Raw genomic sequence first — 12,271 nt, forward strand, 5'->3', positions numbered from 1 at the left:
TCTCGGGGCGGAGAAAGGCGATCCCATGACAACGCTCTCACCACAAAACCGCAAGAGCTCGCGCACGATCAAACATTCACGCAGACCGGACTCGGGGTACTGAAGTCACTGACCTGGGTCAGCCCGCCACTCGTTTGGTCTACCAAAAACGTCGTGATGTTGTTCGACTTCTGGTTCGCGACGAACAGCAGCCGGCCGCTCGGGTCGAACGCGCAGTGCCGCGGCCAGTCGCCCCCGCAACTTGGCGTACCAACGGGCTCGAGCTCGGCGCCGTTGGTCCTGAAGATCGCGATGCTGTTGTGCCCGCGGTTGGTCACGTAGACGAAGGCTCTGTCCGCCGACACGACGACCTCGCCCGGGTAGTTCTGTGCCCCGGCGGGTGCGGTGGGCTGACTCGAGAGCGGGGTGACGACACCGTCCTCGTAGCCGCAGACGGTGACCGTGCTGTCGAGCTCGTCGGCGACGTAGGCGTACCGCCCGGATGGATGGAATACCAAATGTCGCGGGCCGGCGCCGGTCTTCACCTTCGCCTGGTGCTGCAGGGTCAGCTTCCCGGCCGCGAGGGTGTAGGTGTAGATCGAGTCGGTACCGAGGTCGACCGCCAGGACGTAGTCCCCCGCCTGCACCACCTGGTGCGCATGCGGCTCGGAACCCTCGTGCTTGACCAGATCGGTTTGTTGCCCGAGGCTCCCATCAGGATTGATCGGGTGTACGGCGATGTCACCGGAGCCGTAGTTCGCGCTGAGCAGGTGGTCGCCGATCTTGGCGAGATGGCAGGGCCCGGATCCCTTGTTGGATTGGCGATTCAGGACCTTTGGTATACCAGCGATATCGATCGCGGTGACCGCGCCGGTGTCTTGCTCGTTGACGGCATACAGAAAGCTGCCAGACCGGATGACAAACGACGGATCCGCGACGCCGGCGATCGTCCCCGTCGCGGTGATCTTGCCCTTGTCGTCGTACGTCGCGATCCCGATGCCGTCGCCGTACGTCCCGAGATACAACGTGTTGCCGTCCCCACGACCGACCGGAGTGCTGGACGCGGGGGCGGCTGGGGTGCGGGCAGCTGGGGTGCGGGCAGCTGGGGTGCTGGCAGGATCGCCAGGCCCCGGTGTCTCGCGGCTGGCGGCCTGGTGGATCGGGGCAAGCGCGGCCGCGGTGAAGCCGAGAGACCCTCGGCGACTGACCCTCACGACGCCACCAGGACGCGGATCCACGACGGATCCCCCGCCGGGGAACTGAATGTCACCGTCGACCCCACCGCGCTTCGCCCGAGGTACCGCGGGTCCACCGTGTCCACGACCAGTACGAGGTGATGCCCCGCCGGCACCTCCCAGCTCGTCGCCTCCAACGTCACGTCGAGCGGCACCGCCTTGCCGGGTGTCGCCCCGCGCAGCGTGTACGGCTTGTGTGAGATCAACGACCCGACCCCGAGCGCGTCAACGTCGTACAGATAGGCGAACAGCGAGGTGTCGGCTGCCGAGGGTTTCACGGTCACATGCACCTTCGGCGCCCCATTGACCACCGCGCCACCACTGCACACCGGCCCCGACCAAAGGCCCGCGAACGACCTGTCCACCAACGGCGTCGCGACCCCCGTCGGGATCGACAGCAAACCTTGCAGCGCTCCCGACACCAGGGCGACCCCACTGTCCGCGACGGTTGGTATACCAGCGCCGATCGCCCGGCTCCACCCAGTCGACGCCGAGCCCTGCAACGCGCCGCCCTTCGTGAGGTACGACGTCCGCTCGGACCCGACCGCGGCCCAATCGGGATACCCACGCCACACACCACGCTGCGACTTCAACTCCACCGGGGCCTCGGCGTCCGCGCCGTTGTCCGCACCGGTCAGGTAATGCCGCAACCAGCCGGCCAGCTCGTCCCACGTCTCGTTTGGTAGACCAACCGCACCGCCGGCCTCCGGCGTCGCGTGATCGCCGTGTGCGAGCAGCAGCCGCTTCGGACCGGTCAGCCGGGTGAAGAAGTCGGTGTACTGCGACGGCGGGAAGATCGAGTCCTCGAACGCGTTCGCGAGGAACACCGCCGGATGCCGCGCGTTGATTTGGTCTACCATCGTCGCCGCCGATCGGACTGGAGACAGTTGCCTCGCCTCCGCGATCGCCCCGTCGAAGTCACCGGTGACGAACTTCGTCTGTAGCGCCGCCATCTCCGGCCCCGGCCGTCCAGTGACGTTGCCCAAGGCAAGAAGACCGGCCACGGCCTGCAGGGCGACCGTGTCGTTCGGATCCAGCGACCGGATCAGATCGGCCCATCCGCTGAGCGCCCCGACCGCCTTGATCCGCGGATCCTGCGCCGAAGCGAGCAGCGACACGCCCGCGCCGTACGAGATCCCAACCGCCGCGACCCGGCTGGTGTCCGCCGGCGTGTGGCGGCCGGCCCAGTCGATCACCTTGCTGACGTCCGCGACGGTGGGCGGACCGGCGATGTCGATCCCGCCGCCGGTGTCCCAGAAGCCGCGACTCGAGTACGAGATCACCTGGAACCCTGCCGAGGCCAGCTTCGCGCCCTGCCCGACGTACTCCGCGTTTGGTATACCCCAGCTCGACGGCATCACCACGAGCGGGAACGGACCAGAACCCTGCCCGGTCGGCGTGAGCACGACAGCGCCGATCTCGATCCCACCGGCGCCGGGAATGCGCTGGTATGCCGTACTGAAGCCCGCCGCGGCCTGACTGGCTTCAGCGGACGACCCGACCCTGACCAGGGTCAGCGTGATCAGGGTCAGGGCGACTGCGAGGGCGGCAGCAAGTCTGCGCACAGGGGCCTCCGGCGTTGGGAACTACCGGAGGGTAACCAGAAAGTTGCCGCTGTGTCACTACTTCAGCACGGTGAGTGCCGGATCCACTCCGGTCGCGTCGACCGACCACGCCCAGAGCCTCTTCGCCAGCTCCGGGTCCTGCGCGGTCCGCGTCGGCAGCACGACCTTCGGCGTTCCGCGGTACTCGAAGAAGCTCGGCCCGACGAACGACCCCGGCCGCAGATCCGGGTACGTCGCGGCGTACAGGCTCGGCCACGCGCCGGCCGCCGCCGACTGCGCGACGAGTCGAGTGGCCGTCGCCATGACCTGCGCCTGGAAGACCCGCCCGGCGAGCTCCGGCCCAGCGGCCTGCAAATGCGTCGAGGCGTACCCAGGGTGCGCCCCCACGCTCAACACATCGGCCCCGGCAGCGCGAAGCCTCCGGTCGAGCTCGAGCATGAAGAGCAGGTTGGCGAGCTTCGACTTCCCGTACGACTCCCACTTCCGGTAGCTGCCCGCCGGCCGCCGCAGGTCGTCCTGGCTGATGCCCCGAACGGTCTTGTGCATGAACGAGCTGACCGTCACGACGCGGCTTGCCGGCGTCTTGAGCAGCAACGGCATCAGCCGCCCGGTGAGCGCGAAGTGCCCGAGATGGTTGGTCCCGAGCTGCAGCTCGAACCCGTCGATCGTCTGCCGGTACGGCGATGCCATCACGCCGGCGTTGTTGATCAGCAGATCCAGCCGGTCGGATGTCTTGACGACCTCGTCGGCCGCCCGAGCGACACTCGCGAGATCGGCCAGGTCGAGTTCGAGCACCGTCGGCGCCCGCCCGGCCGTGTTCGTCAGTCGCTCCGCCGCCTGCGCCGCCTTCTCCGGGTTGCGCGCGGCAACGAGCACATCCGCCCCGCGCCTGAGCAGCTCCAGCGCGGTCTCGTACCCGAGCCCACTCGTGGCGCCGGTAACGAGCGCCCGTCGTCCGGTCAGGTCAGGAATGTCCGCCGTACTCCAGGTCATGGGGCCTCCCGGCCTGGACTGAGGAACGCAGGGAGCGAAGCGACCGGAGAGACGAGGGAAGGCCGGGAGTCAAAGCCCCATGACCCGCCGCGCCGGAGGCGTGGCATGAATACAGTCATGCGCCCAACAGTAGTGCTGGGCGCATGACCTAGTGGTGCTACTTGAGGATCTTGCGGTCCTGGAAGGCCTTGGTGACCTGAGTGGCCGCGGCCTTGCCGTAGAGCAGCCGGGCCGCCTGGACGGTGTCCTGGGCCGCGGCGGCGAACGAGGTGTCGGGGTCGTAGAAGAACGTCGCCTCGAGGATCAGCTTGTTCGCCTTGGTCCGGCCGAGCGCCTGGTGGATGTCCCACAGGGCCCGCGACCAGATCTCGCCGTCGTCGTGCACCTCACCGTCGATGTCGTCGGTGGTCTTGGTGCCGTCCGTACGACGCAGGCAGTGCGGCTCGTCCGTCGTGTACGACGTGGCGTCCCAGTCCATCACGCACGGCAGGTTGAACCCCTTGCTGACCGGCACTGACATCGTCACGGCCCAGTAGTCACCGAAGCCCTCGCCGATCGCACCGCCCTGCTCCGACTCACCGAAGCCCGGCACCACGTCGTCCTGGATCGCGTGACCGTACTCGTGCCAGATCACCTCGGCGTCCTCAGCGTCGTCGACACCGCCTTCGCCGTACGTGATCATGTCGGTCGACGGGTCGTAGAACGAGTTGTCGTCGGCGTAGGTGTCGACGGACACGTCCTGGGACTCGTTGTTCACCTCGGTGAAGCCCAGTTGCTGGATGTACTCCTGCGCCTGGTTGATGTGGTAGTACGACATGACCTGCTCGAACTTGTCGTTCTGCCGCTGGTACACGAAGGTGTTGGTCTTGCTCTGCGCGAGACCGCCCTTGGCTTCCTTGATGTTGACGTAGCTGCCGTTGAGCTTGCCGGAGCCGTCCAGGTTGCGCAGGATCACGTTCTTCTGCGCCAGGAACAGCGCGTCCTGGTTCTTGTCGTTCTGATCGGTCAGCTTCTCGTTCTGCTCACTGACCACCGGGTTCGGGTCGAACACCGAGCCGCGCCCGTCGATGTTGTCGCTGATCACCTTCGACTCGACAACACTGCCGCTCTTGGCGTCGACCAGCGACCGGCTGACACCCTCGGTCGAACGGCTGGTGACGTTCCAGACCAGGCGGGCGTTCGGTCCGCCGATCACCGCGAGCTGCGCGGCACCGCTCGTCGCGGCCGGCTGCTTGACGAAGCTCTTGCCCGGCTCACCCGATCGGGACCGATTCGCCCGCGCGGTGACCGTGGCGTTCGCGCTCTGCGTCGCGGACGCCGGAGCGACCGTCGCGCTGACGTCCAGATTCGCCGGTACGGCGTCGCGTCCGTCGGCGACCTCCACCGAGCCGTCCTTCGCGACGTGCTTGGCGTAGTACCCGTTGATCACCGGCAGCCCCTTGAAGGTCTGCTGGTACCAATAGTGCTTGCCGAGCAGCGACGTCTTGGTCTTGATCAGCTGCAGCCCGTCCGGGTTCGCCGTCGCTGCCTGCGGCGCGGCCCCCGCCGCGCTGGTGAAGGACAACCCGAGCGACATCGTCGCCACTCCGGCGGTCACGGCCATCAGCGCCTTGCGGCGTCTCCTCATACGTTCCCTCCCACGCTCATGGTGCGTAACGCAATCACTACGATCCGTCGAACCCTAGTTCGGGGCGGAGCACCGTGGGAAGCGATCGCCGCGGGATTCCCGGCGGCAAGGGAAATCCTGTCAACCGACCGCGAGAGGTTTCGCCGGGTACTCACGCAGTACCAGCGAGGTGCTGACCACACCCAGCCGGCCGATCGCGTCGACGATCTGCTCGAGCCGTCCTGCGTCGGCGGTGTGCACATCGAGCAGGAAGCAGTCCTCGCCGGTCAGCCGGTACGTCGTGACGATCTCGGGCCGCGTCGCGAACAGCTCGAGCGCCTCGGGGATCCGGGCATGCGACGTCCGGACCCGCACCACCGCGTGAATGTTCAGGCCGACCCGCGTCGGCTCGACGAGGGCCCGGTACCCGGTGATCACGCCGGACCGTTCGAGCCGCTGGATCCGTGCGGAGACCGCGGGCTGCGACAGGTTCACCCGCCTGCCGATGTCCGAGCCGCTCAGTCTGCCCTCAGTCTGGAGGATCGCCAGGATCTCCCGGTCGATCGCGTCCAATGAACCAGTCGTTGCCTCGCTCATCGACCTCCATTTCATCAGTTCGGGGCGCCGTACGGCGATGACTCGTCCATGATGGCAGCGACCCGAACGATCAGGAGTGTCCATGACCTTCGTCATCATCCCCGGCCTCGACGGTTCCGACGAGCGCCACTGGCAGTCCCGGTGGGAGTCCGATTGGCTCGCGGACGCCGTACGGATCCAGCCGGCGTCCTGGTCGGCCCCGGACCTCGCCGACTGGTCGGACGCGATCACCCGCGCCGTCGAGAAGGCGCCCGGCGCCATCGTGTTCATCACGCACAGCCTCGGTTGCCACGCCCTTGCGCACTGGCTGACTGGCTGACTGGCAACTGCACCTCCCGGGTCCGCGGCGCATTCCTGGTCGCGCCGCCGGATCCACTCGCCGCCACCTTCCCCGCCGACCGGCTGCCGTCGTTCACCTCGCTGCCGGTACGGGCGCTCGGCGTTCCCGCCGTACTGGTCGCGAGCACGAACGACCCGTACTGCACCGTGGATGCCGCCGCCCGCCTCGGCGCAGGCTGGGCGGCACCGCTGATCACGCTCGACGGACTCGGTCACATCAACAGCGACAGCAACTTGGGCTTGTGGACCAGCGGCCGTCAGCTCCTCACCGCGTTCCTGGCCGGCCTGGTCGCGGACTGAAGCTGACCGCTTCTCCTCTTACCTTTGGAGCCGTACCCAGGAGAGGATCCCGCCATGTCCAAGCTGAGCCTGCAAGCCCTCAACCGCGCCACGTTGCACCGCCAGTGGCTCCTCGAACGCCACGACGCGACCGCGCTCGAGGCGATCGAACATCTCGTCGGCATGCAGGCCCAGTCCCCGCAAGCGCCGTACGTCGGTCTGTGGACCCGGCTCACGAACTTCGACCCGGCCGACCTGGTCACGCTCCTCGAGAACCGCGAAGCCGTCCGCGGTTCGATGATGCGGGCAACGATCCACCTGGTGTCGAGCCGCGACTTCCTGGCCTTCCGCCCGCTCATCCAGCCGCGTCTGGAGCGCGAGGTCTACCAGAACATCACGTACGGCCGGCATCGCCTCGAGGGCCTGGACATGGACGCCGTACTGGCCGCCGGCATCGCCCGCATGACCGAGAGCCCCGCCACCGCCGTCCAACTCCGCGACCACCTGGCCAAGCTCTACCCCGACCGCGAGCCCGCCGCCCTGGCGCACGCCGTCCGCTGCCTACTCCCCACCATCCAGGTGCCGCCGCGCGGCATTTGGAACAAGGGCGGCAACCCCACCATGTCCACCGCCGAACTCTGGCTCGACTCCCCCGTCGACGCCACCCCATCGGTCGACACCATGGTCCTCCGCTACCTCGCCGCCTACGGCCCCGCCTCCGTCGCCGACGCCCAAACCTGGTCCGGCCTCACCCGCCTCAACGAGATCTTCGACCGCCTCGACCTCCGCACCTACACCGACCTCGACTCCGGCCGCACCCTCTACGACCTCCCCGACCTCGCCCTCCCCGCCGAAGACACCGAAGCCCCCACCCGCTTCCTCCCCGAATACGACAACCTCCTCCTATCCCACGCCGACCGCACCCGCTGGCTTGACACCGCCACCCGTCAACGCCTGACCCTCCAAGAAGTCCTGACCAAAGGCTCAGTCCTCCACGACGGCCACCCCAAAGCCCTCTGGAAACTAACCAAAACCAAAACCCAGGCCACCCTGGAAATAGCCCCCTTCACCACCCTCACCCCCGAAGCCTGGACCACCATCGAATCCGAAGCCCAAAACGTCCTAGCCTTCACCAACCCCAACGCAACCCACGAAATCAAACGAACCGAGCGATAACGCACAACAACCCGACCACAAGGGTCAGGTTGTTGTGTCTCGCGCTTACGAGCGTCGAATCTGCATCAGCAGAGCCGGCACCGCAGCCACGAGCGGCAAAAGCCCCGGATAGAACACCGCGACGACGGCAACCACGATCAGGACGACTCGAGCGATCTGCCGAAGCAGACTTGCCAGAGCCACCATCAATGAGGTCAACGCAACCAGATTAGCGTTCCAACGCTCAACTTTCTTTTGGAAAGCTGTGCACTTGCGACGGGCATTAGAGACAGCCATAGGATCCGACTCCTGTATAAGGTGAAAGATCGCCAAGGCTGCGCTAACAACCACATGGCGAATCGATCACAAAGTGAACGAAAGCACCACGTGGCACTTCTGTCTTTGATTCAAAGGTTAGCAACCCGAAGCCTCCCACCGCCACAGCCGTGGCGGGCAGCGACGAAGCATCCGGTATCGTTCTTGCTGTCGGCGGAGGTGCGCTAACACCGTTGATGCTGATCAGACCGCGGCGCATCAATCGGATCCGACTCCGTGCGCCGCGGTCTGCTTATGCGCGGAGGTCGATCAGGACTGGCCCAACCCGAACACCGTTCGAGCGCGCCAGGGAAACCAGAGCGTGACCTGTCGGGACTCCCGTGATGATGTCTGAGACCGTCCAGCGTGCACGCTCGACCCTACGAGCGCTGTAACCGGAGGTCCTGCTCTCCGAGCGCCCGCCAACAGAGCCGAACTGGTCGTACTGAACCCCAGAGGTCGCGCTCCGGTTGATCGTCGTCTCGGTGACGTACTGCTCGCCGAACCACCGGGAGAAGACATCGGCGTCGTGAGGGTCGATGCCGCCGAAAACGGCCTTGCAACCGGTCGAGCCGAAGACTGTCGCGCGAACCTCCGGCGGGAAATCCGACATCGTCTGTGACAACAGCACCAGGCCGGCGTTGTTCGAACGCAGCTTCTGTACGCCTCTGGCCACATAGTCGTCGACGAATCTGCCCGCCTCGTCGATCACGAGCGCTTTGAAAAGCGACCTGTCGGTCTCGGACGACGAGGTGATCTGTACGAACTGCGAGACCACCAACCGGGCCAGAATCCGCGAAGCATCCGGGTACTCCGCTTCAGGTAGGGCGACACGTACACGCACCGGGCGGTTCAGATCTCGCATCTGGAATGTCGGCCCGGGGTGGTCGAACAGGTTCCGCAACGAGGGACGGTCGAGGAGGGCGAAGCGCTCGACCAGACTGGCAGCGGGATCAGCAGTGCGCTGGGTCTGCGCCTTGCGGCTGTCGAGCAACGCCTTCAGTTCTTTCGATCCCGGACCTTTGAGCCGCTCCTTCACCCTGTCCATCGAGGATTGCTCGGCCCGGAGAAGACCAAGCAGCTCAGGCACTGTTGGCCACCGCTGGTACGCCGCCTCGAAGGGCGCCAGACACGCGTACAGAGCGTTCTTCGACGCATCGATGAAGTAGGCCTTGTCGTCACTCACTCGTGGCGGGAGGAGCGCAGATGCCAACCGATCGGCCGCGACATCCGCCGTACGGGATCCACCGAAGAGGCTGAAGCCGCACGTCGGATTGAGCGGATCGATCGTGACATCGAACCAGCCGTCGTACGCGAAGTCTGTCGACTTCGGATCGACGACCACCATGCTCGCCTTGCCGGTCAGAGCTGCCAACGAGAGATGCTCGACAATCGGCGTCGCGATACCCCGCGTCTTGCCGGAACCGGGCGGACCGATCACCAGCAGGGAGGTCCGCAACACGTCCAGATCGATGCCGAAATCCCCTGTGATCTCGAAGTCGCTTCGATGATCGACGACGACTTGGCCGAGCCTCACCTGTCCAGCCAGCAGGTTGTGCCGGGCGAACCGCGCACCGGGCAGATTTCGCTGCTGCGATGGGTGCACCAGCGCGGCGCTGCTGTCACGATCGACGGCAAGGGTCAGCTCGTCGAGATCCTGCGGATTCGCTCCCGAACGCTCGATGATGTGCGCGATGCGAGCGCGATCCACATCGCTGAAGTCAGCAGAATGCGCCAATTCGTCAAGCTGGTTGGCAAGCTGCGCATGTGACTCGCGGATCGGCTCCCATGGCTGCACGCTCGGCCGCGGTTCCTCGCGCGGGGGTGCAGGCGCAGGCGGGCCACTGACGGCTGCTGCGATGGCCGCCAACTTCTCCTTGAGAGATTGAAGGTGCTCGCGTCGCTTGTTCATGCGCCCGTCACCTGCACATACCGCTCGAGCGTCCGGATCCGGTCGGCGATTGGTGGATGCGTGGCATAGACCGCACCCCGCCAGCCAGCGGCACGCCGCGCTACGTCTTCACCTTGCGCCTGCAGATCGTAGAAGAACGCGATGGTGTCCCGGGCATATCCAAGGTCCGCGGCCACACGGTCGGCCATCAGTTCGGAGCGACGGCTGAACCATGCGAGCGGTACCGGCACGAGGAAGGGAAGGAGAGCGTAGAAGGCCCAGCCCCATCCACCCCAGATCAACGAATGCAGCAGCAAGCCGCCCAGGGCCAGGGCGACGAAGACCGTGAGCAAGCAACCAAGCGCGGTGATCTGCGATCCCAACCGCGTCATCGACTGAATCAAGGCAAGCATCAACCGGGCGGGCTGGGCGTACCAGAAGACCAGCAAAGTGGCCCACGGGTTACCACCGCGGTGGTGCCCCAACTCATGAGCGAGGACTGCCTGCAACTGGCGCGGTGGGAGGTTGTTCAATGCCCATCTGGTCACGGCGACTGACCGACCGGCTACCGATGCGCCATTGACGCTGTCGGACTCCTCTACCCAAAGCTTGTAGTAGCTAGGTTCGACGCCGGCGCGCGTGCAGACGGCCCGCCAGGCAATGTCGAGTTTCTGCTGCTCCAGGAGCGTCGGCTTGCGCAATCGGCAGAGGTACTTGACGACGTAGTCCTCGGCCGCGGGCAACAGGATCAGTGCGCCGGACAGAACCCAGAACGTCACGACCAGAACGTCCACGAAGCCATCGAAGATCCAGGCCGATACTGTCGAAACGACGCTGAGACTCCAGATTGCCCAAGGGAGTCCGAGCAGAAGCTCGGCCGCGGAGGGCACCGAGAACCGCACCGGCTGCGATGCAGGCCCAGCGGGTGGGAGCTGATTCCCAGGACCGAAGGATCCTGGCGCGCTCTTGGGTGCGTCCGGCGCCTTGCCTCCGCGATTCGACGGACCCGTGGGCTCCCAGTCGTCCGCAGAGAACGAGCCCGGACGATCGTGGTCGTTAGGACCACTCATCGGGCACCTCCACCTTGACCGACCAATCCACGTTCAGTATCCCTTCGAAGCGTCCAACCGCTGTGATCCAGCCTGGCAGGCCGACTCAATACATCGACACATGGACGTGGTCGTAGTGCCCGCCGGTCGCGTCGGTCGGATTGTAGACACCGCCACCGTTGTACGGGCGCCACTGCCCAGTCCGCGCACTCCAAATCTTCCCGTACCAGATCACATACCGCACCCCGGTCTTCGCAGCGGTTTGGATCGTCCAGTTCGCGTATCCGTCGCCCTTGGTGCGCTCGGCCGGTGACTTCCGGGCGTCGCCCCCAACGAAGACGTCGCACGCCTTTCCCTTTGGATGGTCACTTGTGGGGTTCCAAGCGTGCGCGTCCCAGCAGGACATGCTCGGGTTGTTCAGCGCCGCACGCGCTCCTTGTACCCAGGCGGCCATTCGTGGTGTGAGGAGACCGCCCGTACCGGTGGGATCTGGAACGCTTTGGACCTCGGCCGGCCACTGTCCCGCGATCGGACGGCCATTGACCAGTCCACCACCACATTGGTCATCGGCTTGGGTGCCCGCCGACGGTGTGCCCGATGTCACCGGCCGAATGCCGACGCGTCCGGCGTACGGGTCGCCTGGACGGTTGAGGTCGATGCCGGCCTCCTCCGCGATCGCTCGGGCCGTGTTCTCCTGTCGCGCGTAGGCGTCGGGAAAGGCAGAGACCTGTACTGACTGAGCGGCGACCGTGTACGGCAAGGACGCCCAACCGTTGATATCGACCAGGCCACGCGGGCTCGGGGGACTCGCTCCGCCGAAGAAGGCTTCCGCTGAGTAGACGGGATTCATGATCTGCCGAATCGATCCCCACCCTGCTGACGGTCGCTGTTGGAACAGGCCAACCGAATCACGGTCACCATAGGTGAGATTTTGCAGCTGCGACTCCTGCAAGGCGGTCATGAGAGCGACCAGAGTTGCCTGACCCGGCAAACCGCGCCGGACGGCTACACCATCGATGATCTTCGCGTACGCCACCTGGACTGCACGTAGCGGTCCGCGAACCTGCGGATCATCGGCGCCACCAGGGGCACCCGGCGGGCAAGCTGCGCTGACCTGGTTGCCTCCAGCACTGAACGGCATGAGGATCACCACCGCGGTCAGGGCGAGCACCGCACCGGCAGCGGCAAGCTTCGGGCCAATGCTCTTCGCGCCGGCGATCCCAACTGCCGCGGCGAGGTCCTTGCCGCTAAACATCGAGGCCGACCTT

General features: G+C 66.0%; 12 protein-coding genes. 3 read left to right on the forward strand and 9 right to left on the reverse strand.

Annotated features, from left to right (window positions below; all coding sequences use genetic code 11):
• Positions 1-68: 68 nt before the first annotated feature.
• The 5 genes from ACWGID_RS18625 to ACWGID_RS18645 form a co-directional block, all read right to left on the reverse strand.
• Positions 69-1,193, reverse strand: a complete 1,125-nt coding sequence (locus ACWGID_RS18625; protein ID WP_452198051.1) for a lactonase family protein — start codon at positions 1,191-1,193, stop codon at positions 69-71.
• Positions 1,190-2,779, reverse strand: a complete 1,590-nt coding sequence (locus ACWGID_RS18630) for a CocE/NonD family hydrolase (RefSeq protein WP_452198052.1) — start codon at positions 2,777-2,779, stop codon at positions 1,190-1,192. The genes ACWGID_RS18625 and ACWGID_RS18630 overlap by 4 nt, the downstream gene beginning before the upstream one ends.
• A 57-nt stretch (positions 2,780-2,836) precedes the next feature.
• Entirely contained in the window at positions 2,837-3,772 is a 936-nt protein-coding gene (locus tag ACWGID_RS18635; RefSeq protein ID WP_452198054.1) for an oxidoreductase, read from the reverse strand.
• A gap of 157 nt (positions 3,773-3,929) precedes the next feature.
• Positions 3,930-5,399, reverse strand: a complete 1,470-nt coding sequence (locus ACWGID_RS18640; protein ID WP_452198056.1) for a M4 family metallopeptidase — start codon at positions 5,397-5,399, stop codon at positions 3,930-3,932.
• Positions 5,400-5,519: 120 nt separating this feature from the next.
• A complete protein-coding gene (locus ACWGID_RS18645; RefSeq protein ID WP_452198058.1) occupies positions 5,520-5,975 on the reverse strand; it encodes an Lrp/AsnC family transcriptional regulator in 456 nt (151 codons plus the stop codon).
• Between the two features lie 82 nt (positions 5,976-6,057).
• Between ACWGID_RS18645 and ACWGID_RS18650 the strand changes: the two genes are divergently transcribed.
• Genes ACWGID_RS18650 through ACWGID_RS18660 form a run of 3 tightly spaced genes read left to right on the forward strand, consistent with a single transcriptional unit; the run spans position 6,058 to position 7,769 of the window.
• Positions 6,058-6,294, forward strand: coding sequence for an RBBP9/YdeN family alpha/beta hydrolase (locus ACWGID_RS18650; protein WP_452198060.1), 237 nt, complete (start codon positions 6,058-6,060; stop codon positions 6,292-6,294).
• Complete coding sequence (locus tag ACWGID_RS18655) at positions 6,261-6,614, forward strand: RBBP9/YdeN family alpha/beta hydrolase (protein WP_452198062.1); 354 nt, start codon at positions 6,261-6,263, stop codon at positions 6,612-6,614. Before ACWGID_RS18650 ends, ACWGID_RS18655 begins: the two co-directional genes overlap by 34 nt.
• A gap of 24 nt (positions 6,615-6,638) precedes the next feature.
• Positions 6,639-7,769: a winged helix DNA-binding domain-containing protein gene (locus ACWGID_RS18660; protein ID WP_452198064.1), complete on the forward strand. Its 1,131-nt coding sequence runs from the start codon at positions 6,639-6,641 to the stop codon at positions 7,767-7,769.
• Positions 7,770-7,814: 45 nt separating this feature from the next.
• Here the strand turns inward: ACWGID_RS18660 and ACWGID_RS18665 are convergent, their stop codons facing one another.
• The 4 genes from ACWGID_RS18665 to ACWGID_RS18680 all read right to left on the reverse strand — a co-directional run bounded on the left by ACWGID_RS18665 (position 7,815) and on the right by ACWGID_RS18680 (position 12,258).
• A complete protein-coding gene (locus ACWGID_RS18665; RefSeq protein WP_452198066.1) occupies positions 7,815-8,045 on the reverse strand; it encodes a hypothetical protein in 231 nt (76 codons plus the stop codon).
• Positions 8,046-8,316: 271 nt separating this feature from the next.
• Positions 8,317-9,975 (reverse strand): type IV secretory system conjugative DNA transfer family protein, encoded by a 1,659-nt coding sequence (locus ACWGID_RS18670; protein ID WP_452198068.1) that lies wholly within the window; start codon positions 9,973-9,975, stop codon positions 8,317-8,319.
• Positions 9,972-10,748 (reverse strand): M48 family metalloprotease, encoded by a 777-nt coding sequence (locus ACWGID_RS18675; protein ID WP_452198070.1) that lies wholly within the window; start codon positions 10,746-10,748, stop codon positions 9,972-9,974. The genes ACWGID_RS18670 and ACWGID_RS18675 overlap by 4 nt, the downstream gene beginning before the upstream one ends.
• A 361-nt stretch (positions 10,749-11,109) precedes the next feature.
• The gene (locus ACWGID_RS18680) at positions 11,110-12,258 is read right to left on the reverse strand and encodes a hypothetical protein (protein WP_452198072.1); all 1,149 of its coding nucleotides are present in this window, start codon (positions 12,256-12,258) and stop codon (positions 11,110-11,112) included.
• Positions 12,259-12,271 lie beyond the last annotated feature (13 nt).

It is taken from the genome of Kribbella sp. NPDC054772 (genome assembly GCF_053611945.1).